Origin of the sequence: Nonomuraea coxensis DSM 45129, from assembly GCF_019397265.1 — a bacterium.
GTDB lineage: Bacteria > Actinomycetota > Actinomycetes > Streptosporangiales > Streptosporangiaceae > Nonomuraea > Nonomuraea coxensis.
This window is the reverse complement of the sequence record NZ_CP068985.1, coordinates 5,389,066-5,413,203: the sequence shown is the minus strand read 5'-3', so window position 1 is coordinate 5,413,203 and position 24,138 is coordinate 5,389,066. Positions and strand designations below refer to the sequence as shown.

At 75.5% G+C, this 24,138-nt stretch carries 10 protein-coding genes; 7 read left to right on the top strand and 3 right to left on the bottom strand.

All coding sequences use genetic code 11. The features are described 5' to 3' along the window. Nucleotides 1-2 precede the first annotated feature (2 nt). Genes Nocox_RS25515 through Nocox_RS25485 form a run of 7 tightly spaced genes read left to right on the top strand, consistent with a single transcriptional unit; the run spans nucleotide 3 to nucleotide 14,285 of the window. A complete protein-coding gene (locus Nocox_RS25515) occupies nucleotides 3-9,428 on the top strand; it encodes a type I polyketide synthase (RefSeq protein WP_169576998.1) in 9,426 nt (3,141 codons plus the stop codon). 47 nt (nucleotides 9,429-9,475) lie between these two features. After that, complete coding sequence (locus Nocox_RS25510; RefSeq protein ID WP_020540995.1) at nucleotides 9,476-10,327, top strand: 3-hydroxyacyl-CoA dehydrogenase family protein; 852 nt, start codon at nucleotides 9,476-9,478, stop codon at nucleotides 10,325-10,327. A gap of 20 nt (nucleotides 10,328-10,347) precedes the next feature. After that, the gene (locus tag Nocox_RS25505; protein WP_020540996.1) at nucleotides 10,348-10,602 is read left to right on the top strand and encodes an acyl carrier protein; all 255 of its coding nucleotides are present in this window, start codon (nucleotides 10,348-10,350) and stop codon (nucleotides 10,600-10,602) included. Further along, nucleotides 10,599-11,741: an acyl-CoA dehydrogenase family protein gene (locus Nocox_RS25500; protein WP_020540997.1), complete on the top strand. Its 1,143-nt coding sequence runs from the start codon at nucleotides 10,599-10,601 to the stop codon at nucleotides 11,739-11,741. Before Nocox_RS25505 ends, Nocox_RS25500 begins: the two co-directional genes overlap by 4 nt. Next, a complete protein-coding gene (locus Nocox_RS25495) occupies nucleotides 11,738-12,823 on the top strand; it encodes an HAD-IIIC family phosphatase (protein WP_020540998.1) in 1,086 nt (361 codons plus the stop codon). Before Nocox_RS25500 ends, Nocox_RS25495 begins: the two co-directional genes overlap by 4 nt. Further along, nucleotides 12,820-13,608 carry a thioesterase II family protein gene (locus Nocox_RS25490; RefSeq protein ID WP_020540999.1) on the top strand — a complete coding sequence of 263 codons (789 nt, stop codon included), beginning with the start codon at nucleotides 12,820-12,822 and terminating at the stop codon, nucleotides 13,606-13,608. The genes Nocox_RS25495 and Nocox_RS25490 overlap by 4 nt, the downstream gene beginning before the upstream one ends. Beyond that, nucleotides 13,599-14,285 (top strand): 4'-phosphopantetheinyl transferase family protein, encoded by a 687-nt coding sequence (locus Nocox_RS25485; RefSeq protein ID WP_020541000.1) that lies wholly within the window; start codon nucleotides 13,599-13,601, stop codon nucleotides 14,283-14,285. Before Nocox_RS25490 ends, Nocox_RS25485 begins: the two co-directional genes overlap by 10 nt. Here the strand turns inward: Nocox_RS25485 and Nocox_RS25480 are convergent. From Nocox_RS25480 to Nocox_RS25470, 3 genes are read right to left on the bottom strand one after another with little or no spacing between them, the layout of a single operon-like run. Beyond that, entirely contained in the window at nucleotides 14,248-15,408 is a 1,161-nt protein-coding gene (locus tag Nocox_RS25480; protein ID WP_020541001.1) for an acyl-CoA dehydrogenase family protein, read from the bottom strand. The genes Nocox_RS25485 and Nocox_RS25480 overlap by 38 nt on opposite strands. Further along, entirely contained in the window at nucleotides 15,408-19,391 is a 3,984-nt protein-coding gene (locus tag Nocox_RS43760) for an SDR family NAD(P)-dependent oxidoreductase (protein WP_051112442.1), read from the bottom strand. Before Nocox_RS43760 ends, Nocox_RS25480 begins: the two co-directional genes overlap by 1 nt. Further along, nucleotides 19,388-24,112: a type I polyketide synthase gene (locus Nocox_RS25470; protein ID WP_026213891.1), complete on the bottom strand. Its 4,725-nt coding sequence runs from the start codon at nucleotides 24,110-24,112 to the stop codon at nucleotides 19,388-19,390. The genes Nocox_RS43760 and Nocox_RS25470 overlap by 4 nt, the downstream gene beginning before the upstream one ends. Between the last annotated feature and the right edge of the window lie 26 nt (nucleotides 24,113-24,138).

The following is a 24,138-nucleotide window of genomic DNA, read 5'->3' as shown; positions in this document are numbered from 1 at the left end:
AAATGAGAACGGTAGACGTGAACGACGACATCGAAGGCCCCGGCAGCGACATCGCGATCGTCGGGATGTCCGGCCGCTTCCCCGGCGCGTCCGGCGTCGCCGAGCTCTGGTCGGCCGTCCGGGCGGGCCGCTCCGGGATCACCCGCTTCGGTGACGACGAGCTGCGCGCCGCCGGGGTGCCTGAGGAGACGCTGGCCGATCCCGCGTACGTCAAGGCCGCCCCCGTCATCGACGGCGTCGAGCTGTTCGACGCCGCCTTCTTCGGCTTCGGCCCCAAGGAGGCGCAGATCCTCGACCCGCAGCACCGGCTCTTCCTGGAGCACAGCTGGGCCGCGCTGGAGGACGCGGGCTGCGACCCCAAGCGGTTCGACGGGGCGATCGGCGTGTTCGGCGGCTGCGCCCACAGCTCGTACCTGCAGAACAACCTGGTGCCCAGCGGCGTCGGCGCCGTCATGGGCGAGCTCGCGCTCGGCCTCGCCAACGACAAGGACTCGCTCACCACCCGCGTCGCGCACGCGCTCGGGCTGTCCGGCCCCAGCTACGGCGTCCAGAGCTACTGCTCCACCTCCCTCGTCGCGGTCTGCGCGGCGGCCACCAGCCTCGCCGGGTTCGAGTGCGACCTGGCACTGGCCGGCGGCGTCGCCGTCAACGTCCCTCACCGCGTCGGCTACCTGTACCAGCAGGGCGGCATCGCGCCGCCGGACGGCGAGTGCCGCGCCTTCGACGCGGGCGGGCTCGGCAGCCCGCTCGGCAGCGGCGTCGGCGTCGTCGCGCTGCGCCGCCTGGAGGACGCGCTCGCCGACGGCGACCAGATCTACGCCGTCATCCGCGGCTGGGCGGTCAACAACGACGCCGGGCGCAAGGTCGGCTTCACCGCCCCCGGCGTGCAGGGGCAGGCCGCCGTCATGGCCGAGGCCCTGGCCAGCGCCGACCTGACGCCCGCCGACATCGACTACGTCGAGACGCACGGCACCGGCACCGCCCTCGGCGACGCCGCCGAACTGGCCGCGTTGCAGCAGGTGTTCCGCGGCCAGTCGCTGCTGCTCGGCTCGGTCAAGACCAACGTCGGCCACCTCGACAGGGCGGCCGGCGTCACCAACCTCATCAAGGCCGCGCTCGCCCTCTGCCACGACGAGATCCCGCCCACGCTCAACCTGTCCGAGCCCAACCCGCAGCTCGCCTCCGGCGAGGCCGCGCTGGAGGTCGTCACCCGGCTGCGGAGCTGGCCGCGCGAGGCGGGCAGGACCCGCAGGGCGGGGGTGAGCGCGTTCGGCATCGGCGGCACCAACGCGCACGTCGTGCTGGAGGAGGCGCCGCTGGTGCCGCGTACCGAGGAGCCGGCCAGACCCGAGCCGCTCGTCTGGTCCGCCCGTACGGCCGAGGCCGCCGACGCGATGACCGCCCGCCTCGCCGCCCACCTCGAAGGCGGCGGCAGCGGGCAGCGGCTGGCCGACGTGGCCCACACCCTGCAGACCGGCCGCCAGGTGTTCGGCCACCGCAGGACGCTGGTCGCCGCCACCCCCGCCGAGGCCGCCGCCGCGCTGCGCGAGGGGGCCGCGCTCAGCCGTACGGAGAGCCGCGGCGACCGGCCCGTGGCCTTCCTCGTCGCCGGGACGGGCGAGCAGTACCCGGGGCTGGCCGAGGAGCTGTACCGGTCGGAGCCGGTCTTCCGCGAGACGCTCGACCGCTGCCGCGCCGGGCTGCGCCGCCACCTCCGCGACTCCCCGGACTCCTCCGGCGGCTCTCCTGACGACGGACGTGACCCGCTCGCCGAGATGCTCGCCCCCCGCGCCCGCCCCGGCGGCGACGGGCTCGGCCGCCTGCTCGGCCGCGCCCCCGCCGCCGGCGCCGTCCCCACGGAGATCCTCCAGCCCGCGCTGTTCGCCGTCGAGTACGCCCTGGCGAGCCTCGTCCTGTCCTGGGGCGTCCGGCCCGCCGCGCTCGCCGGCTACAGCCTCGGCGAGTACGTGGCCGCCACCCTGTCCGGCGTCCTGACGCTGGACGACGCCCTCGCCCTCGTCGCCCACCGCGCCCGCCTCATCGGCGAGCTGCCCGCTGGCGCCATGAGCGCGGTCCCGCTGCCCGCCGCCGACCTCGCGGAACGCCTCCGCCGCGCCGGGATCACCGGCCTCGACGTGGGCGCCGTCAGCGGCCCCGCCCTCACGGTCCTGTCCGGCGAGCCGGACGCCATGCGGGCCGCCAGGGAACTCCTCGAGGCCGACGCGGTTCCGTGCCGGCCGCTCGCCACCACGCACGCCTTCCACTCCCGGATGATGGAGCCCGTCAGGGACCGGCTCACCGCGTGGATCGCGGAGAACGTCACGCTTCGCGCGCCCTCCGTGCCGTACGTGTCGAACGTCACCGGCCGGCTCGTCACCGCCGAGCAGGCCGGCGATCCGGCGTACTGGGGCGAGCACATGTGCGCGCCCGTGCAGTTCGACGCCGTCCTGGAGACGCTGCTCACGCTGGACGGCGAGGCGGCGCTGCTGGAGATCGGGCCGGGGCGCTCGCTCGGCGCCATGGCGCGCGGCCACCGCGCCTGCCCGCCCGAACGCTGGCCGCTCATCGTCGCCACCCTGCCCGGGGCGGACGACCCGCGCGCCGCCCGGGAGGTGCTGGCGGAGGCCGCCGGGCGGCTCTGGCTCGCCGGCGCCCCGATCGACTGGTCCGGCTACCGCCAGGACCGGCCGGTCGCCAAGGTCGCCCTCCCCACCTACCCCTTCCAACGCGCCCGCTACTGGATAGACCCCCCCACCCCCGGCTCCACCGCAGGCGGGCCCAGTGCCGCCGCCACCACCGACACCCCCGCCGGGCCAGGCGCGCGTGGCGCCGCTGAGGGCGGCGGTGCTGTCGCTGGTGGCGCTGCCGGGCTGGGCGCGTCCGGCCCCGCGGCCGCGTCCGGCGCTGACGCGGCCCAGGATGCCGGCGGTGGGGCGCATGTGCGGCTGATGGTGCCGCGCTGGACGCCGGCTCCCCTTCCGCCTCCGCCCGCGACCTCCGCCGTCTCGCCCCTTCCCGGCGGCATCCGGGACGTGGCCGGGGGATGTGTGGTGCTGGCGGCGGACGCGGCGAGTGCGGAGCCGGTCGCCGCCGCGCTGCGCGCCGCCGGTACGGAGGCCGTCACCGTCCTGCCGGGGCCCGGCTTCGCCGCGACGGCCGAGGGCGTCACCATCGACCCGGAGTCGGCGGCCGACCACGCCGCGCTGGCCCGGCACCTGCGCGAGGCCGCCGTCGTGCTCGACCTCCGCCTCCTCACCCGTTCTGAAGGCGAGGGGCACGCCGACGGGCGGGACACAGTGCTCCCTGCCGCGCGGCTGCTGCACGCCTGGGGAGAGGAGGGCGGCGACGGGACCCGCGTCGTCCTGGTCACCCGGGGCGGGCAGGCGGTGCTCGCCGGTGAGGTCCCGGACCCTGGGCAGGCCGCCGCCGCGACGCTGCCGACGGTGGCCAATCAGGAGTACCTCACCCTCGACTGCGCCGCCGTCGACGTCGCGCCCGACGCGACCCCCGAGGAGGTGGCCGGGTTCCTGGCGGCCGAGGCGCGGGGTCCCGGCGCCGGTGGCGGTACGTTCATCGCCTGCCGGGACGGCGTCCGGCTGGTGCGCGAGCACGCCGAGGCCGGGCCCGGCGAGGACCCGCCTGCTCCCGGGATCCGTCCCGGCCGCACGTACGTGATCACGGGCGGGCTCGGCGACGTCGGCCTGCTCATCGCCGGGCACCTGGTACGGGCGGGCGCCGATCGCCTCGTCCTGACCGGCCGCGGCGGTCTCCCCGACGACGAGGACGATCCCCGCCACCGCGCGGTTCAGCGGCTGCGCGCGTCCGGGGCCGAGGTCCTGACCCCGCGCGTGGACGTGACCGACCCCGCCGCCATGCGCGACGCCCTCGCCGGCGCCCTGGACGGCGGAGGGCGGATCGGCGGGGTCGTGCACGCGGCCGCCGAGACCTCGCCCGCCACCTTCCTCCCCCTCCGCGACCTCGACGGGCCCGCCGTGGCGCGGCACTTCGCCGCCAAGGTGACCGGGGCGCTCGTCCTGGAGCGGGTGCTGGCCGAGCTGGGCGAGACGCCCGAGTTCTGCGTGCTGTTCTCCTCCACCTCCGCCCTGCTCGGCGGCATCACGTTCGGCAGCTACGCCGCCGCCAACGCCGCGCTCACCGCGCTCGCCCACCGCAACCCCGGCTGGGTGGCGGCGAGCTGGGACACCTGGCAGGTCACCCTGGACCGCCTCGACGGCGGCCTCGGCGCGGCGATGGCCGCGCACGCCATGACCGCCGGGGACGCCCTGGCGGCCTTCGACCGGCTGCTGCCGGCCGCCCGCCCCGACGTGGTCGTGGCCGCCGGCGGGCTGGCGGACCGGCTGCCGGGCCGGACGGCGCCCGTCGCGCAGGGGCCCCGCGACCGGTTTCCCCGCCCCGAGCTGCCCCAGCCGTACGCGCCGCCGCTCACCCAGGCCGAGCGTGACCTCGCCGGGCTGTGGTCGGAGGTGCTCGGCGTCGAGCCGGTCGGCACCCGGGACAACTTCTTCGACCTGGGCGGCAACTCCCTGGTGGCGTTGCAGATGCTGGCGCTGGTGAAGCAGCGCTTCGGGGTGGCGGTGCCGACCGTGGTGCTGTTCGAGGCCCCGACCGTGCACACGCTGGCCGCCGTCATCGGCGAGCGCGCCGCCGCCCCGAGGCCGGAGCCCGCCCCGAGGGCCGTGGACACCCCCCGGCCCCCCGCGGACGCGGGGCCCGGCGAGGACGACCGGCGGATCGCCGTCGTCGGCATGGCCGGGCGGTTCCCCGGCGCGCCCGACGTCCAGACGTTCTGGCGGAACCTGCGCGACGGCGCCGAGTCCATCAGCTTCTTCTCCGAGGAGGAGCTGCTGGCCGCGGGCGTGGCCGCCGAGCAGCTCCGCGACCCGGCCTACGTCCCCGCCCGCCCGGTGCTGGACGACGTGGCGGGCTTCGACGCCGCCTTCTTCGGCATGAGCCCCCGCATGGCCGCGATCACCGACCCGCAGCAGCGGGCCTTCCTCGAGGTGTGCTGGGAGGCGCTGGAGCAGGCCGGGTACGCGGCCCCGGAGCACCGCGGCCGGGTCGGCGTGTTCGGCGGCTCGAACATCAGCACCTACCTGCTCCGCCAGACGGCCCGGCTGCTCGGCGGCGGGCATCAGGAGTTCAGCGACTTCGAGGTCATCATGGGCAACGACAAGGACGCCCTGCCCACGACCGTGTCGTACCTGTTCGACCTGCACGGCCCGAGCGTCGCCGTGCAGACGTTCTGCTCGACCTCGCTGGTCGCCGCGCACCTGGCCGTGCAGAGCCTGCGCAACGGCGAGTGCGAGCTGGCCCTGGCCGGCGGCGTGTCCATCCGGGTGCCCGACCGGGTGGGCCACCTGTACGGGCCCGGCGGCCAGGAGTCGCCGGACGGCCACGTACGGACGTTCGACGCCGCGGCGAAGGGCAGCATGTTCGGCGACGGCGCGGCCGTGGTGCTGCTCAAGCGGCTGCCGGACGCGGTGCGCGACGGCGACCACATCTGGGCGGTGATCCGCGGCTCGGCCATGAACAACGACGGCGCGCTCAAGGTCGGCTACACCGCCCCCAGCGTCGTCGGCCAGGCGCGGGTGATCGCCGACGCGATGGCGGACGCGGGCGTCACCGGGGACGACATCAGCTACGTCGAGGCGCACGGCACCGCGACCGAGCTGGGCGACCCCATCGAGGTGGCGGCCCTGACCCGCGCCTTCGGCCCCACGAGCGCCAAGGGGTACTGCCCGATCGGCTCGGTCAAGACGAACGTCGGCCACCTCGACCGGGCGGCGGGCGCCAGCGGCCTGATCAAGACGTCGCTCGCGCTGCGCGAGGGCGTCATCCCGGCCAGCCTCCACTTCACCGCGCCCAACCCGGAGATCGACTTCGACGACAGCCCGTTCTACGTCAACACCGAGCTGTCGCCGTGGCGCACCCGCGGCACGCGGCCCAGGATCGCCGGGCTGAACTCGCTCGGCATGGGCGGCACGAACGTCCACATGGTGGTCGAGCAGCCGCCCGAGCGGGCGGCCGGAGGAGCGGAGGGGCGCCGTTTCCACGTCCTGCCGGTCTCCGCGCGTACGGCCGCCGCCGCCGGCCAGGCGTGCGACCGGCTCGCCCGGCATCTGGCGGACGCGCCGGACGTCCGGCTGGCCGACGTGGCGTACACGCTGCAGGTGGGGCGCAAGACCTTCGAGCACCGGCGCGCCGTCGTCGCGGGCGGCGCCGCCGCGGCGGCCACGGCGCTGGGCGGGGAGGCCGGGCCGATGGGGCGGGTGGACACCGTCCAGGGCCGCCCGGTCGCCTTCCTGCTCGCCGGCGTCGGCGAGCAGTACCCCGGCCTGGCCGCGGACCTGCACCGGCACGAGCCCGCCTTCCGCGCCGCGCTCGACGAATGCCTCGACCTGCTCGGCGAGTCCGTCCCCGGTCTCGCCGCCCTGCTGCTGGGCGAGCGCGGCGAGGCCGGCGCGTCCGTGGCCGCCGCGCTCGAACGCACCGAGGTCGTCCAGCCCGCCCTGTTCGCCGTCGAGTACGCCCTGGCCCGCACCCTCGTCTCCTGGGGGCTGCGCCCGAGCCTCATGCTCGGCTACAGCCTCGGCGAGTACGTCGCCGCCACCCTGGCCGGCGTCCTGTCGCTGAAGGACGCCCTGTCCCTGGTCACCCACCGGGCGCGGCTCATCGCCGGGCTGCCCGCGGGCGCCATGCTGGCCGTGTCGCTGCCCGCCGACGCGCTGCGCCGCCGCTTCCAGCTCGACGGGCGCGGCCTGGACGTGGCCGCCGCCAACGGCCCTCAGGTCACCGTCGTGGCCGGCCCGCCGGACGCCGTCGCCCGGCTGGCGGACGACCTGGGCGCGGCCGGCGTCCCGTGCCGCCCGCTGGAGACCACCCACGCCTTCCACTCCCGCATGCTGGAGCCCCTGACCGGCGAGCTGACCCGGTGGGTGGAGGCCAACGTGCGGCTCAACGCGCCCGCGTTGCCGTACGTGTCGAACGTGACCGGCGGCGTCGCCGACGCCGCCCTCGTCCGCGACCCCGGCTACTGGGCCCGCCACATGTGCGGCACGGTCCGCTTCGCCGACGGCGTGGAGCGCCTGCTCGCCGATCCCGAGCTGGCCGTCGTCGAGATCGGCCCCGGGCAGTCGCTCGGCGCGCTCGTGCGCGGCGCCGGCTGCCCGCCGGAGCGGTGGCCGCTCATCGCCGCCACGCTGCCCGCCGCGGCCGACGCCCGCCCCGCCGACCAGGTGCTGGCCGACTGCCTGGCCCGGCTGTGGCTGTGCGGCGTCACCGTCGACTGGGACACCTACCACGGCAGGACCGGCGAGCCCGGCCAGGACGCGGGCGCGCTGCCGGGCCGGGTCCCGCTGCCGACGTACCCGTTCCAGCGGCAGCGCCACTGGATCGAGCCGCCCAAGGCCGCGCGGACGGTGGAGGCCGAGCCGGACGACCTGTTCGAGGCGATCACCAGCCTGCCCAAGCTGCCCGAGGAGGACTGGCTCCACCTGCCGGTGTGGCGGCAGAGCGCCCCGCCCGCGCCCGCCCCGGACGGCGAGGGCCCGTGGCTGGTCCTCACCCGCGACGGCCTCGCCGACGCCGCCGCCGAACGGCTCCTCGCCACCGGCGCGGACGCCGTCCTGGTCCGGCCCGGCGACGCCTACCGGGCCACTCCCGAGGGCGGCACCGTCCGCCCCGGCCACGCCGCCGACCTGCGCGCCCTGCTGCGCGACCTGCGCGCCGCCGGCCGCGCCCCCTCGCGGGTGCTGCACCTGTGGACGCTGGAGCCGGGCCCTGACACGGTCGCGTACGGCCTGCACACGCTCGTCGCGCTGGCCAGGGCGGCGGGGGAGTCCGGCATCACCGAGTGGTCGCTCGACGTGGCCGTCTCCGGCACCCAGGAGGTCACCGGCGGGGACGCCGTCCACCCCGAGGCCGCCACGCTGACCGGCCCCTGCCTGGTCATCCCGCTGGAGTACCCCAAGGTCGCCACCCGCCTGATCGACCTGCCCGCCGGCCCAGGCCCGCGCGACCTCGACGCGCTGGCCGCCGAGCTGGCCCGGCCGCGCGCCGACCGCGTCGTGGCGCTGCGCCGGGGCCGCCGCTGGCTGCCCGGCTACGAGCGGCTGCCCGTCCAGGAGCCGGCCGGCGCGGAGCCGTTCAGGGACGAGGGCGTCTACCTGATCACCGGCGGGCTCGGCGGCATCGCGCTCGGCCTGGCCGCCTGCCTGGCCCGTGACCACCGCGCCCGGCTGGTCCTGCTCGCCCGGCACGGCCTGCCGCCCCGCGACCGGTGGCCCGCCCTCCTGGCCGGGACGGGGGAAGCGGAGAGCGACCCGGTCCGGCGGCGCGTCGCCCAGGTCGCCGAGCTGATCGAGCTCGGCGCCGAGGTCGAGATCGTCACCGGCGACGCGGCCGACCCCGGCGACGTCCGCCGCGCCGTCGAGACGGCCCTGACCCGCTTCGGTGCGCTGCACGGCGTCCTGCACGCCGCCGGCGTCCCCGGCATGGGGCTCATGCAGTTCAAACGCCCCGAGGAGCTGGACCAGGTCCTCGCCCCGAAGGTCGCCGGCACGCTGGCCCTCGCCGAGGCGCTGCGCGTCGGCGAGCCCGGCGAGATCGAGCTGGACTTCCTCGTGCTGTTCTCCTCGATCACCTCGGCCACCGGCGGCGGCCCCGGCCAGGTCGACTACTGCGCCGCCAACGCCTTCCTCGACGCCTACGCGGCCAAGCTCGCCGCCACCGGCCGCCGCGTCGTCGCCGTCGACTGGGGCGAGTGGACGTGGAACGCCTGGGAGGCCGGCCTGGACGGCTACGACGAGGCGCTGCGCGCGTTCTTCAAGGACAACAGGGCGAGGATCGGCATCGGCTTCCCCGACGGCTGGCGCGCCCTGCGCCGCGCCCTCGCCACCGGCGAGCCGCGCGTCGTGGTCTCCACCCAGGACTTCGCCACCCTCGTACGCGGCAGCTCCATGTTCACGCTGGAGGCCGTCACCGCCCCCGCCGCCGCCGGCGCGAGCGGCACGCCGCACCCGAGGCCCGAGCTGCTCACCGCCTACCAGGAGCCGTCCGGGCCCGCCGAGGAGGCCGTCGCGGCGATCTGGCGCGAGTCGCTGCGGCTCGACCGGGTCGGCGCCGCCGACAACTTCTTCGAGCTCGGCGGCAACTCCCTGCTCGGCGTGACCATCGTGGCCGCGGTGCGCGCCGCGTTCGAGCTGGACGAGCTGCCCCCGCACATCCTCTACGAGGCCCCGACCGTGACCGCGCTCAGCCGCACCGTCGAGGCGCTGCGGGCCGGGACGGCGCCCGCCTTCGCGGACGCCGACGGCGGCAGCCAGGTACGCGCCCAGCTCCGCCGCTCCGGCCTCGAAGCCTCCGCCGCCCGCCGCCGCGGCCGGCAGCCCCAGGAATCCACCCCATGAACAGGACCGGACAAGGAGCCACCACCAATGAGCGGAACGGAGCGGACATGACCGTGATCGGAGTCATCGGCGCCGGCGTGATGGGCGTCGGCGTCGCGCAGAACCTCGCCCAGACCGGCCACGACGTGGTCCTGGTCGACAAGGACGAGAAGACACTCGCCGACGCGCTCGGCGCCATCGCGCGCAACACCCGGCTCAGCCGGCTCATGGGCGGCCCCGCCCTCGACCCCGACGAGGTGCTGGCCAGGATCACCACCTCCGTCGGCGTCGGCGGCGCCGCCAAGTGCGACCTGGTCATCGAGAACGTCACCGAGAACTGGGACGTCAAGCGGGAGGTGTACGAGGAGCTCGACGCCGCGTGCGGCCCCGGCACCGTCTTCGTGGTCAACACCTCCGCCATCCCCATCACCAAGGTCGCCGCCGTCACCGGCCGGCCCGACAAGGTGATCGGCGTGCACTTCATGAACCCGGTGCCCGCCAAGCCCGCCGTGGAGCTGATCCCCGGCTTCCACACCTCGCCCGGCACCGTCCAGCGCACCCGCGACCTGCTGACCGCCATGGGCAAGAAGTCCGTGGACGTCAAGGACTCCTGCGGCTTCATCTCCAACCGGGTCCTCATGCTCACCGTGAACGAGGCCGCCTACCTCGTGCACGAGGGCGTCGCCGACGCCGAGTCGGTGGACGAGGTCTTCCGCAGCTGCTTCGGCCACCCCATGGGCCCGCTGGAGACCGCCGACCTCATCGGCGTCGACACGATCCTCTACAGCGTCGAGGTGCTCTACGAGCACTACGCCGACAGCAAGTACCGGCCCTGCCCGCTGCTCAAGCAGATGACCGACGCGGGGCTGCACGGCCGCAAGTCCGGCCGCGGCTTCTACACCTACGCCACCGCCAACTGACCCATCAGAAGGAGTACGGCATGTCGAACACCGTCAAGGAGCAGATCCTCGGCTTCGTCCGCGACAGGTACCCGCAGGCCGAGATCGACGGGACGCAGGACATCTTCGCGCTCGGCTTCGTGAACTCGCTGTTCGCGATGGAGCTGGTGATGTTCGTGGAGAAGACGTTCGGCGTCACCATCCCCAACGAGGAGCTGCGCATCGACAACTTCCGCACCGCGACCGCCATGGCCGAGCTGGTGGCCCGGCTCTCGCCCACCCTGGCCGTCGCGTGACGCTCGTCGCCACGGCGCCGCCCCGGGTCGTCGACCGGAGCTCGGCCCGGGCGTTCGTCGACACCCACGTCGTGCCGTACGCCGACGCCTACGACAGGAGCGGCCGGGTCCCCGAGGACCTGCTGCGGCTGACCGCCGCGGCGGGCCTCTGGGCGCCGTTCCTGCCGGTCGGGTCGGGCGGGGCCGGGATGGACCTGGTCACGCTCGGTGAGGTGCACGAGGAGGTGGGCCGCGGCTGCTCGTCGCTGCGCAGCCTGCTGACCGTGCACACCATGGTGTCCTGGACCGTGCAACGCTGGGGCACCCCCGCCCAGCGGGAACGCTGGACGCCCGCGCTCGCGGCCGGCGACGTGCTCGGCGCGTTCTGCCTGTCGGAGCCGGGCGCCGGCAGCGACACCTCGGGCATCACCACGACCGCCGCCGAGCGCGGCGACGGCTGGCTGCTCAACGGCGTCAAGACGTGGACCACGGGCGGCCAGCGGGCGGACCTGTTCCTGGTGTTCGCCCGCACCGCCACCAGCATCGGAGCGTTCCTGGTGCCGCGCGACGCCCCCGGCGTCGAGGTGCGGCCCATCGACGACATGCTCGGCACCCGCGCCTCCATGCTCGCCGAGATCACCTTCAGGGACGTCGCGCTCGGCGGGGACGCGCTGCTCGGCCCGAGCGGCTTCACCGCCGGCATGGTGCTGACCGGCACGCTCGACCTCGGCCGCTACAGCGTGGCGGCCGGCTCGGTCGGCATCGTCCAGGCGTGCCTGGAGGCGTCGGCCGCGTACGCCGCCGAGCGCCGGGTCGGCGGCAGGGCGCTCGCCGAGCTGCCGCTCATCCAGGCCAAGCTGTCCGACATGGTGACCGACGCGCGGGCGGCCCGGCTGCTGCTCGCCGAGGCCGGCCGGCTCAAGGACGCCGGCGAGTCCGGCACGATCATGGCCACCTGGATCGCGAAGTACTTCGCCTCCACGGCCGCGGTCCGGCACGCCGCCGAGGCCGTCCAGATCCACGGCGCGAACGGGTGCAGCCCGGACTACCCGGTCGCGCGGCTGTACCGGGACGCCAAGGTCATGGAGATCATCGAGGGCAGCAACGAGATCCAGCGCATCACCATCGCCGCCCAGGCGGAACGGGAGACGACCTCATGAGCGTGACCACCGAACGGCAGGGCTCCGGCGCCTTCGTGGCCCCGGAGAAGCCCCGCCGGGGCCGCGTCAAGTGCATCGTCTGGGACCTCGACAACACCCTCTGGGACGGGGTGCTGCTGGAGGACGGCGAGGTCACCGCGCGGCCGGCCGTGGTCGAGCGCATCCGCGAGCTCGACCGCAAGGGCGTCCTGCACTCGATCGCCAGCAAGAACGACCACGACGCCGCGATGGAGCGGCTGACCGCGCTCGGCCTGGCCGAGCTGTTCCTCCACCCCCAGATCAACTGGAACGCCAAGTCCGAGTCGATCAGGTCCATCGCCAAGGCGCTCAACCTGGGCGTGGACGCCTTCGCCTTCGTCGACGACCAGGAGTTCGAGCGCGCCGAGGTCGCGCACGAGCTGCCCGAGGTCGTCTGCGTGGACGTGCTGGAGCTGGAGGAGGCGCTGGCCAGGCCGGAGTTCCGGCCGCGCTTCGTCACCGACGAGTCGGCGCGGCGGCGCGAGATGTACCGGGGGCAGCTCGCCAGGGACGAGCTGGAGGGCGCGTTCGTCGGCACCAGCGAGGAGTTCCTGGCCGGGCTGGAGATGGAGTTCGCCATCGCGCCCGCCCGCAGGGAGGACCTCCAGCGGGCCGAGGAGCTGACCGTGCGCACCAACCAGCTCAACTCCACCGGGCGCACCTACTCCTACGAGGAGCTGGACGCCCTGCGCGAGTCGCCTGACCACCTGCTCCTGGTCGCCTCCCTGACCGACCGCTTCGGCAGTTACGGCAAGATCGGGCTGGCCCTGGTGGAGAAGGGGCCGGACGCCTGGTGGCTGCGCATGATGCTGATGTCGTGCCGGGTGATGTCCAGGGGCGTCGGCATGGTGCTGCTCAACCACCTCCTGCGGCTGGCCGCCGCCGAGGGCGTCGCCCTGCGCGCCGACTTCGTCGAGACCGGGCGCAACCGGATGATGCAGATCACCTACGCCTTCGCCGGCTTCCGCGAGGTCGAGCGGGACGGCGCCCACGTGGTGCTGGAGGCGGACCTGGAGGCGGTGCAGCCGCCGCCTCCCTACGTGCGGCTGGAGATCACGACATGAGCGTCACCGTCGGCGACGACGTGCTGTCGCGGTGGCTGCCGTTCCGCGCCCTCACGGGCGCGGAGCCCGGCGCGCTGCCGCTGTACTGCCTGCCGCACGCCGGGGGAGCGGCCTCGGCCTTCCGCACCTGGCAGGGCAAGCTGCCGGGCGTCGCCGTCCAGCCGGTGCAGCCGCCGGGACGCGAGTCCCGGCACAGGGAAACGCCCTACGAGCGGATGCCGCCGCTGGTGTCCGACCTCGCCGACGCCGTGCTCGCCGACGTCGAGACGGCCGCGGCCGGCCGCCGCTACGCCCTCTACGGGCACAGCCTCGGCGCGATCGTGGCGTTCGAGCTGGTCCGCGAGATCCGGCGGCGCGGCGGGCCGCGGCCCGTCCACCTGTTCGTCTCCGGCTCCGACGCGCCCCACCTCACCCGCGAGGACGGGCCGCCGGTCGGCCGGATGAGCAGGGCGCAGGTCGTGGCGCTGCTGCGCACGCTGGGCGGCACGCCCGAGTGGCTGCTGGCCGACCAGGGGGCGCTGGAGATGATCCTGCCCGCCGTGCAGGCCGACTTCACCGTGAAGGAGACCTACCGGTACGAGGCGGAGCCGCCGCTCGACGTGCCGGTAACGGCGATGCCGAGCGACGCCGACCCCCGGGTGGCGTTCGCGAAGGTCGCCGGCTGGGAGGCGCTGACCGCCGGGCCGTTCGACCTGCACGCCTTCCAGGGCGGGCACTTCGCCGTCTTCGAGCAGGCCGCCAGGACGCACGCGATCGTCGCGGAGGCGCTGCGGCCATGGGCGTGACCGGCCCCGGGGCGCGGGCGTGGCGGGTGTTCCTCGACGGGCCCGAGCGGCCGGGACGGTGGGAGTGCCTGTCCGCGGGCGAGCGGGAGCGGGCGCTGGGGCTGGCCACGGCGCTCGACCGGCGCCGCTACGTCGCCGCGCACGCCGCCCTGCGCACCGTGCTCGGCCGCGCCTGCGGCGTCCCCCCGCACCGGGTCCGCCTGACCGCGGACGAGGCGGGCCGCCCCTGCCTGCACCCGCCGGCCGGCGGCGGAGCGCCGGACTTCAACCTGTCGCACTCCGACGCGTGGGCGCTGATCGCGCTCGCGCCCCCGGGCACGCGGGCCGGGGCCGACGTGGAGCGGATGCGCGACGACCTCGACCCCCTGGCCATGGCGGCCCGCCTCTACCAGCCGGAGGAGACCGCCCGCCTGCGCGCCGCCGCCCCCGGCGCCGCGCGGACGGGCGGCTACTTCCGCCTGTGGACCGCCAAGGAGGCGTTCGTGAAGGCCACCGGCGCCGGCCTCGCGGGCCTGACCGACGTCCTGGTCACCGAACGCCCCGGCACGCGCGAAGGGAGCGCCACCTCGCTGAGGTCGCGCTCCCTCTCCGGCCCCGTACGCTGGCTCGCCGTCGCCCCCGGCTACGCCGCCGCGCTGGTCACGATCGCTTCGACACCGGCACCACGTACCGGCTGAACACCAGGTCACGCAGCACGTCGTCGCCGCCCTCCACGATGGACACATACCGCATGTCGCGCAGCAGCTTGCCGATCACCGACTCGTGCGTGTAGCCCAGCCCGCCGAACATCTCCGACGCCGTCGAGGCGATCCCCCAGCCCGTCTGACCGCAGAACATCTTCGTCGTCAGCGCCTGCTTCAGCGTCCCCACCCGCAGGAACTCCTCGCCCGCGTCAGGACGGGCGGCGATCTCGTCGTACGCCCGCGCCGCCGCCAGGCACTGGTTCGCCATGACCTCGATCTGCATCTCGAACTGCCCGAGCCGCCCCGCGAACACCGCGTTCGCGGTCAGCGGCGCGCCCTTGACCGACTTCGACTTCGCGTACTCCATGCACACGTCCCGCACCCGGCGGGCGATGCCGAGCGCCGTGGCGGCGATGAGGATGCGGCTGGCGTTCAGCCCCACCTCCAGCAGGCGCAGCCCGTTGCCGCGCAGCACGTTCCCGGCCGGGACGCGCACGCCGGACAGCGCCACCTGGTACGTCGCCGACGAGCGCAGCCCGATCACGTCCCACCGCTTCTCCACGGTGATCCCCGGCGTGTCGCGCGGCACCAGGACGGCCAGGTAGCCGGCCGGGTCGTCCTCGGCCCGCGCGATCACCACGATGAACCGCGCGAAGTCGGTGTTGGTGGAGAACGCCTTGCGCCCGTCGAGGACCACCGCGCCGCCCTCGCGCCGCGCGGTGGTGGAGATCCTGGCCAGCTCGCTGCCGGCGGCGTGCTCGCTGCCGAGCGTGGCGCAGAAGCCGTTCCCGGCCACCAGCGGCCCGAGGTGGCGCTCCCTCAGCTCGGCGTCGCCGTACCAGTTGACCATGCTGGTGGCCAGCACCGGGATGAACAGGGTGAAGGCCGCGCCGGCGTCGGCGTAGGCGAGCTCGGCGGCGATCCGCACGCCCTCCTCCAGCCCCATGCCGGGCCCGCCGAACTCCTTCGGCATCCACCAGTTCGCCAGCCCGGTGCCGGCGAAGCGCCCGTAGAGCGGCAGCGGCGCCTCGGCCAGCGCGTCCAGGTACGCCTCCTTGCCCAGCAGCTCGCGCCGGGCGAAGCCCTGCACGGCCCGCAGGTAGTCCGGCTGCTTCATCAGGCGTCCCCCTCGTCGCGGTCGTCCAGCAGCTCGGCCAGCAGGCGGACCGTCGGGCACTCCAGCAGGCCGGTCACCGGCACCGACGCGGCGAGGCTCCGGCGGATCCTCGTGGTCAGCTCGATCGCCAGCAGCGAGTGGCCGCCCAGCTCGAAGAAGTTGTCCAGCGCGCCGATCGGCTCGATGCCGAGCACCCGCGACCAGATGTCGGCGAGCGCCGCCTCGGTGCCCTCGCGCGGCTCCACGTACGGGTTGTTCAGCTCCGGGCGGGGATGGCGCTCGCGGTCGTCGAAGTCGTCGTCGCCCTCGTGCAGGTCGCCGGTGACCCACTGGGCGATCCTGGCCTCCAGCGAACCGGTCGAGATCACCAGGTGGCCGGCCCGGTCGGCGGCCGACAGGGCCCGCTCCAGGACGTCCAGGCCCTCGGCGGGCGTCATCGCGTAGTCGATCACCGCGCCGCTGTGCCCGGCGACCCGGTCGGGGTCGATGTTCCAGGTGTCCCAGTCCACCGTCACCCAGCGGCCGGCGCCCTCGGCCCGCGCCACGCGCACGTACGCGTCGAGCGCCGCGTTGGCCGCCGCGTACGGGCCGAGCGTCATGCCGCCGAGCACCGCCGCGATCGACGACAGCGTGATCCGCCGGTCGGCCGCGTGCCCGCCGAGCACCTTCTGCAGCACGTGGAAGCCGGTCACCTTGGCCGCCAGGTGCGCCTCGCACTGCGGCCGGTCCATGAGGTGGGCGAAGTTGAAGTACGCGCCGTCCTGCACGCCCGCGCCGTGCACCACCACGTCGATCCCGCCGAACCGCTCGACGGCGGCGGCGACCACGGCCGCCATCCGCTCCTCGTCGGCCACGTCCGCCGACAGGGCGAGCACGCTCGCGCCCCGGCGCTCCAGGTCCAGGAGGTTGCCGAGGTGCCGGGCGGTGCGCTCGCCGCCGGGCGGGGGCGCGGACAGGTAGGCGTCCCACTCCTCGCGGGGCGGCAGCGGGGAGCGCACGGTGAGGACGAGGCGGCAGCCGTACCGGTCGGCCAGGTGCCGGGCGAGCACCAGGCCGACGTCGCCGAGGCCGCCGGTGATCAGGACCGTGTCGCCGTCGTGGAAGGGCCGCTCCTCCGGCTCCGGCTCCGGCACCGGGTAGGGCTCGTAGTGCCGCAGCCACGTCTCCTCGCCGCGCACCGCCATCGGGCCCTCGTGCGGGCAGACCGCGGCGGCCAGCACCCGGACGGCCTGCGCGTCGGCCGCGGCGGCGCCGGAGACGGCGTCGACGTCGAGGTGCCGGCAGCGCAGCCGCGGGTTCTCCTGCTGCAGGGACGGAGCGAGCGCGGCCAGCGTGGCGTGCTCGGGATGCCGCAGGTCGGGCCCGGCCACGCCGACCGCCTGCGGGGTGAGCAGCACCAGCTCGGCCCGCGGCGCGGCGCCGGTGTTGTCCACCAGCTCCCTCGCCAGGGCGAGCGCGGAGTAGAAGCCGAGGCGCTGCCCGGCGGCGAAGTGCGCCACCGGATCCGCCCCCGGCTCGGGCGGGACGGCGGCGAGGCTCAGCCCGTGGACGATCGCGCGCGGCATGGCCACCAGCGAGTACATCAGCTCGGCCACGTCGTCCGGCTTGTCGGCCCGGATGGTGAAGTCGCCGCTGTCCTCCATCGCGAACCGGTCGCCGACGCGGACCGCGGTCACGTCGGCCCCCGCCTCGCCCAGCCGTCTGACCAGGGCCTCGCCCCGCTCGTCGGCGGCGAACACCAGCCACGGGCCGGCCTCGCGCAGCCGTTCGTCCAGACCGGCGACCGGGAGGGGCCGCTGCCGCCAGGTCGGCAGGTGGGTCCAGCGGGCCCGGTCGTACGTCTTGCCCTCGCCCGCCTGGGCCGCCGCCTGCGGGGGCGCGGCCTTCACCCAGAAGCGGCGGCGCTGGAACGGGTAGGTGGGCAGCTCGACCCGGCGGCCCTCGCCGCCGTGCAGCGCGGCCCAGTCGGGCGCGGCGCCCGCCAGCCACAGCCGCGCCACGGTCGCGAGCAGCCACTCGGCCGCGGTCAGCCCCTCCTCGGGCCCCACCACGACCTCCTCGACCTGCCCGACCGCCTGGCCCTGCCCGACCGCCTGGCCCTGCCCGACCGCCTGGCCCTGCCCGACCGCCTGGCCCTGCCCGACCGCCTGGCCCTGCCCGACCGCCTGGCCCTGTCCGGCCGGCCGCGCCTGCCCGGCGGCGGGGTCGCGGAGGACCGGGACGCCGAGGGCGCCGAGGGCGTCGGCGAGCGCGCCCAGCGCCGCCTCCCTGGAGGACGAGGCGGGCGCGGGCCCGTGCCGCAGGACCGTGCCGACCGCCGCGCGCAGCTCGTCCCACCAGCCGGCGTCGGGCGCGGCGTCCGGCACGACCAGCCGGACCTTGGGGTTGCGCCGCTGCGTCCTGCCGCCGATCCACCGGGCGGGGTCGCCCAGCGCCGCCACCGCGTCCGCCCGGTCCCTGCACACCACCGCGCGGCGCAGCGCGAAGCCGCCCCGCGACACCTGGAGCGTGAACGCCACGTCCGCCAGGTCCTCGCCCGCGCCGCCCTCCGCCAGCCGGCGGCGCAGCCGCTCGGTCACCTCGCCGAGCGCCTGCTCGTCGGCGGCGCTGAGGACCAGCAGGTGCGGACCCGGCCGCGCGGGCCGCTCCGGGCGCGGCGGCGCCTGCTCCAGCACCACGTGCGCGTTCGTCCCGCCGAGCCCGAACGAGCTCACCCCGGCCCGCCGCGGCCCCGGGCCCGCCGGCCACGGCCGGTCCTCCGTCAGCACCGTGAAGCGGTCCTGCGCCGAGGCCAGCGCCGGGTTCGGCGTCGCGTAGCCCGGCACGCCGGGCAGCACCTCGTGCTTGAGCGCCATCGCCGCCCGCATCAGCCCGGTGACGCCGGAGGCCCGGTCCAGATGGCCGAGGCTCGGCTTGAGCGAGCCCAGCACGCACGGCGTCTCGCGCGGCGTGGAGAACACCCGGTTCATGGCCGCCAGCTCGATCGAGTCGCCCAGCATGGTGCCGGTCGCGTGGCACTCGACGTAGCCGACCGTGTCCGGCTTGACCCCGGCCACGCCGAGCGCCGAGTCGATCACGTCGGCCTGGCCGTCCACGCCCGGCGCGGTGTAGCCGGCGCGCAGCCGCCCGTCGTTGTTGGCCGCCGAGCCCAGGATCACCGCGTGGACGACGTCGCCGTCCCGCAGCGCGTCCGACATGCGCTTGAGCGCCACCACGCCGGCCCCGCTGCCCATCACCGTGCCCGCCGCCTCGGCGTCGAAGCTGCGCACCCGCCCGTCGGGCGACATGATGCCGCCCTGCTCGTACAGGTAGCCGGAGGGCTGGGGGAGCGGCGTGAACGCCCCGCCCGCCACCGCCACGTCGCACTCGTACGTCAGCAGGCTCTGGCAGGCCAGGTGCACCGCGACCAGCGAGGTCGAGCAGAACGTCTGCACCGACACGGCCGGCCCGCGCAGCCCCAGCTTGTACGACACCAGCGACGCCAGCGAGTCCCGCTCGTTGCCCACGGCCATGAGCAGCGCGCCGCCCGGCTGCGCAGGCAGGTGCTGCAGGTTCTGCACGATGTAGTCGGGGAACCCGCACCCGCCGAACACCGCCACCTGCCCCGGCACGTCCGTCGGGCAGTAGCCGGCCGCCTCCAGCGCCTCCCACGAGCACTCCAGGAACAGCCGGTGCTGCGGGTCCATCGTCTCGGCCTCACGCGGGTTGATGCCGAACACCGTGGCGTCGAAGCGGTCGAGGCCGTCCAGCGGGCCGCCGACGCGCACGTACCGCGGGTCGGCCAGCCGGCCCGGCTCGACCCCGGCCTCGCGCAGCTCCTCCTCGGTGATCGTGCGCAGCCCCTTGACCCCGGCGAGCAGGTTCTCCCACAGCTCGGCGACGCTCCCGGCGCCGGGGAAACGCCCGGACATGCCGACCAGCGCCACCGCGGAGTCGTAGTCGGCGCCGGCCGCGTCCGTTCCTGTCATGTCGGTTCCGGTCATGACGTCCTTCCGCTCTTGAGCATGTTGCGCCGCTGGGCGATGCGGGACCGCTGCTGGTCCCTGTCCTGGCTCGGCTGCTCGCCCGCGTCCTGGTCCGCCCGCGCGGCCTCGGCGAGCGAGGCGATCGTCGGGGCCTGGTAGAGGATGTGCGGCGGCAGGTACGACAGCCCGAGCGCCCTTCTGACGTCGGCGATGATCTCCATGCCGAGCAGCGAGTTGCCGCCCAGCTCGAAGAAGTTGTCGTGCACGCCCACCTGCTCCAGGCCCAGCGCCTCCGACCACACGGCGGCGATGGTCTCCTCCGTCTCCGACTGCGGCTCGACGTAGGCGGTGGACAGGTCGGGGCGGGGGTGCCGGCCGAAGGCGTCCCGGAGCTTCTTCACCGTCGCCTGGTGGCTCTCGATGGACGACCTGCGGCTCATCGCCACCAGCGGCGCGAAGTCCTGCGTGGAGGCCACGACGTGCCGCTCGCCGCTCGCCAGCGCCCGCAGCAGCGTCTGCCAGCCCTGGTCGAAGGTGAGGCCGAAGTTCTCCCGGTACCAGGCGAAGTACTGCTTGGAGCCCTCGTCGTAGTTCTCCAGGCCCTCGGTCCAGCCGTTCCACGTCCACTCGCACCAGCCGACCGAGACGATCGCGGTGCCGGGCAGGTCCTCGCCGAGCGCGAAGGCGTCCAGGAAGGCGTTGGCGGCGCAGTAGTCGACCTGGCCCGCGCCGCCGCCGGTGGCGGAGGTCGTGGAGGAGTACAGCGCCAGGAAGTCCGCCGGCCGGTCCGGCAGCGCCTCGCGCAGCGCGGCGGCGAGCGCGAGCGTGCCCATGACCTTGGGGGCCAGCACCCGTTCCATGTCGGCGACGGTCTTGAACTGCATGAGCCCGACGGCGGGCACGCCCGCGCAGTGCAGCACGCCGTTCAGCTCGCCGAACCGCTCGATCGCGGCGTCCACGGCGCGGCGGGCGTCCTCGGGGCGGGAGACGTCGCCGGCGACGGTGACGACCTCGGCGCCGGCCGCCTCCAGCCGCCGCAGCCCCTCCAGCCGCCTGCGGACCTCGGGCACGGCGCTGTCGGAGGCGAGGATCGCGTCCCACTCCTCGCGGGGCGGCACGGGCGTCCGGCCGAGCAGCACCAGCCGCGCCCGGAACTGCTCGGCCAGCCGCTCGGCCATGGCGAGGCCGATGCCGCCGAGTCCGCCGGTCACCAGGTAGACGCCGCCGCGGCGCACCTCGGCCGCGGGGGGCCCGGCCTCGATGACGGCCGCGTCCAGCACCTCGTGGTCGGGGATCCAGCGCCGTCCGCCGCGCAGCCCGACGAGCTGGTCGGCCGGTTCCGCGCGCAGCTCGGCGAGCAGGGCGTCCCCGGAGGCGTCGTCCACGTCGACGAGGCGGGTGCGCACCCGCGGGTACTCGACGGGGATCAGCCGGGTGGGGCCGAGCAGGGTGCCGAGCGCGGGACGCACCCGGTCGCCGGGCAGCACGCGCTGGCCGCGCGAGGTGACGATGTCCAGCGTCCAGCCGCCCAGGCCGAGGTCGCCGGCCGCGCGGGCGAGGGCGACGAGGGTGTGCAGGCCGCGCTGGAGGCTCTCCTCGACGGGCGCGTCCGTGGCCGGCCACAGGTGCACGACGCGCTCGGGCTCCCAGCCGCGGCCGGCGAGGTCGCGCAGCGCGGCGAGGGCGTCCTCGGGCGAGCCTGGACGCACCCGCAGGCCGTCGGGACCGCTGGAGAAGCGCTCGCCCGGCCGGACGAGCACCACGTCCCGCCCCTCCAGGTACGCCAGCAGCGGCGCGGCCAGCTCGCCGGCCGGACCGTCGTCGGTGTAGACGAGCCAGCGCCCGGCCTCCTCCTCGCGCGGCGGGCGGAGCGTGGTCTGCTTCCAGACGGGCGTGTGGATCCAGCGGGTGTCGGGCAGGCGCGGATACGCCTTGGCGATGCTCGTCGGGTCACTCTCGTCGAACGCGGGGGCCCCGCCGCGGGCCGCGCTCTGGTCGATGTCCAGCCAGTAGTCCTGGTGCTCGAACGGGTATGTCGGCAGCGGGACCCGCCCCGGCCGCCAGGCGACGTCACCGGCGGGCTCGTCCCCGTGCAGCGCCGCCCAGTCCACGGGCACGCCGGTCAGCCAGAGGCGGGCCACGGCCGTGGCGAGGGCCGCGCCGGCGTCCTGCGGGTCGTTCGCGGCGGGCAGCGTCGTCACGATGAGCGGCCACTGGGCCCGGTCGCAGGCCGGGTGCCCGCGGGTGAGCGCGCCCAGCGACTGGCCGGGCCCGATCTCGGCGAGCGCCAGGTCGGCCTGCCCCAGCAGGTGCCCGAGCCCCGCGCCGAACTCGACGGTCTCGCACATGTGCCGCGCCCAGTACGCCGGATCGGTGACGACCTCGGCGGTGGCCGGCTCGCCGGTCACGTTGCTGAGGTAGGGGATCTCCGGCGGGGAGAGCGTGACGTTGTCGGCGATCCACGCCGTCAGCTCCCCGGCGACCGGCTTCAGCATGCGCGAGTGGAAGGCGTGCGTGGTCTCCAGCCGCCGGTGCCCGATCCTGGCCGTGAGCAGCAGCGCGGCGGCGGCCTCGACGGCGTCCTCGGGCCCGGCCAGCACCACCTGCGAGCCGGTGCGGACGGCCACGTCCAGCTCCCGCTCGAACAGCTCGCCCAGCAGCGCGCGCAGCCGCCGCTCGTCGGCGGAGACCGCGAGCATCGCCCCCTCGGGGCGGGAGGCGATGAGCTTGGCCCGGTAGGCGACCAGGCGCAGCGCGTCGGGCAGCGACAGCACGCCCGCCAGGCAGGCGGCGACGTACTCGCCGAGGCTGTAGCCGATCATGACGTCCGGCTCGATGCCCCACCGGATGAGCCTTCTGGCCAGCGCGTACTCGGCGACGAACACCGCCGGCTGGACGAGGTGGGCCTCGCCGGCCGGGCGCGGGGACCCGGGCCCGGCCCGGCCGAGCAGCCGGGCCAGGTCGCCGGCCGTGTCCTCGGCCTGGGGCGCGGCGGGGACGAAGATCTCCGAGAGCTGGGCGGGCTCCGTCAGCCCGAGCACGGCCAGGCACTCGTCCACGTCGGCGCGGAAGCCCGGCTCCTCGGCGTACAGGGCGGCCACCATGCCGGGGTACTGCTCGCCGACGCCCGCGATGAGGAAGCCGGTCTTCCTGCCCACGGTCGCGTCGGCCCGGCCGAGCGGGCCCGCGGGGTCGGCGAGCCTGGCCGCGGCGGCCTGCGCCGTGTCGGCCACGACGACCTTGCGGTGCCCGAACACCCTGCGCCCGGCCTGCAGCGTGTACGCGATGTCCCCCAGGTCGTCGGCCGTGTCCGTCAGGTGCTCGGCCAGCCGGGCGCACGACCGTTCGGCCGCGGCCTGGGTGCGGGCCGAGACCGGCAGGATCTGCCAGCGGCGGGTACGCGCCCCGCGCCGCTCCGGCAGCGGCGCCTCGGTCACGATGGCGTGCGCGTTGGTGCCGCCCATCCCGAGCGAGCTGATGCCCGCGACGCGCGGCCGGTCGGGGTCGCGCGGCCACGGGGTGGGCTCGGCCGTGACGCGGAAGGGGCTTGCCGCGAAGTCGATCTCCGGGTTGGGCGAGCGGTAGTGCAGCGTGCCGGGGATCAGCTCGTTGCGCAGCGACTGCACGACCTTGATCAGGCCGGTGGCGCCGGAGGCGCGGTCGAGGTGGCCCACGTTCGGCTTGATCGAGCCGAGCACGCAGTACTGCTTGCGCGCGGTCGGCCCGAAGGCCCGGGTCAGGGCGGCCACCTCCATCGGGTCGCCGACCTCGGTCGCGGTGCCGTGCGCCTCGACGTAGGAGATGTCGGCCGGGTCGACGCCGGCGCGGGCGAGCGCGGCCGAGACGCAGCGGCGCTGGCCGTCGATGCTGGGCGCCAGGTAGCTGAACTTGACCGCGCCGTCGTTGTTGATCGCCGAGGCCCGGATCACGGCGTGCACGGTGTCCCGGTCGGCGACCGCGTCCGCGAGCCGCTTGAGCACGACGACCGCCGCGCCGTCGCCGAACATGCTGCCCCGGCCCTCGGCGTCGAACGTGCGCACGTGCCCGTCGGGCGACTCCTGGCCGCCCTCCTCCCACAGGTAGCCGACCCGGTCGGGGATGCGCACCGACACGCCGCCGGCCACCGCCATGTCGCACTCGCCGCGCCGCAGGCTCTCGCTCGCCAGGTGCACGGCGACCAGCGAGGTCGAGCAGAACGTCTGCACCGACAGGCTCGGGCCGTTCAGGTCGAGGCGGAAGGAGACGTTCGTGGCGAGCGAGTCCTTGTCGTTGCCGATCATCAGCGCGCTGGTGTCGATGCCCATCTCGAACGCCATGAGCCGGGTCAGCAGGTAGCCGCTGATGTTCATGCCGGCGAAGACGCCCACGCTGCCGCGGCCCTCGGGGGCGGCGTACCCGGCCGACTCCAGCACCTCCCACACGCACTCCAGGAAGATGCGCTGCTGAGGGTCGGCGAGGGCCGCCTCGCGCGGGTTGTAGCCGAAGAACCCGGCGTCGAAGCCGCGCACGTCGTCGAGGACCGGCCGCGCCCGCACGTAGTTCGGCTGCTGGAAGACGGCGGGGGAGACGCCCGCCTCCAGCAACTCCTCGTCGGTGAAGCGGGTGAAGGACTCCACACCGGTGCTGATGTTGCGCCAGAACGACGGGATGTCCGAGGCGCCGGGGAACCGGCCGGCCATGCCGATGATCGCGATGCCGCCGTCGGCCGGTGAGCCGGCCGGTGAATGGTGCTGGTTCATCGAGACGCCTTTCTTGGTGGAGGTCG

Coding starts and splice junctions, on each gene's coding strand:
- Nocox_RS25515 (WP_169576998.1), top strand. CDS start 3: ATGAGAACGGTAGACGTGAACGACGACATCGAAGGCCCCGGCAGCGAC.
- Nocox_RS43760 (WP_051112442.1), bottom strand. CDS start 19,391: ATGACCGGAACCGACATGACAGGAACGGACGCGGCCGGCGCCGACTAC.
- Nocox_RS25510 (WP_020540995.1), top strand. CDS start 9,476: ATGACCGTGATCGGAGTCATCGGCGCCGGCGTGATGGGCGTCGGCGTC.
- Nocox_RS25495 (WP_020540998.1), top strand. CDS start 11,738: ATGAGCGTGACCACCGAACGGCAGGGCTCCGGCGCCTTCGTGGCCCCG.
- Nocox_RS25480 (WP_020541001.1), bottom strand. CDS start 15,408: ATGAAGCAGCCGGACTACCTGCGGGCCGTGCAGGGCTTCGCCCGGCGC.
- Nocox_RS25490 (WP_020540999.1), top strand. CDS start 12,820: ATGAGCGTCACCGTCGGCGACGACGTGCTGTCGCGGTGGCTGCCGTTC.
- Nocox_RS25505 (WP_020540996.1), top strand. CDS start 10,348: ATGTCGAACACCGTCAAGGAGCAGATCCTCGGCTTCGTCCGCGACAGG.
- Nocox_RS25470 (WP_026213891.1), bottom strand. CDS start 24,112: ATGAACCAGCACCATTCACCGGCCGGCTCACCGGCCGACGGCGGCATC.
- Nocox_RS25485 (WP_020541000.1), top strand. CDS start 13,599: ATGGGCGTGACCGGCCCCGGGGCGCGGGCGTGGCGGGTGTTCCTCGAC.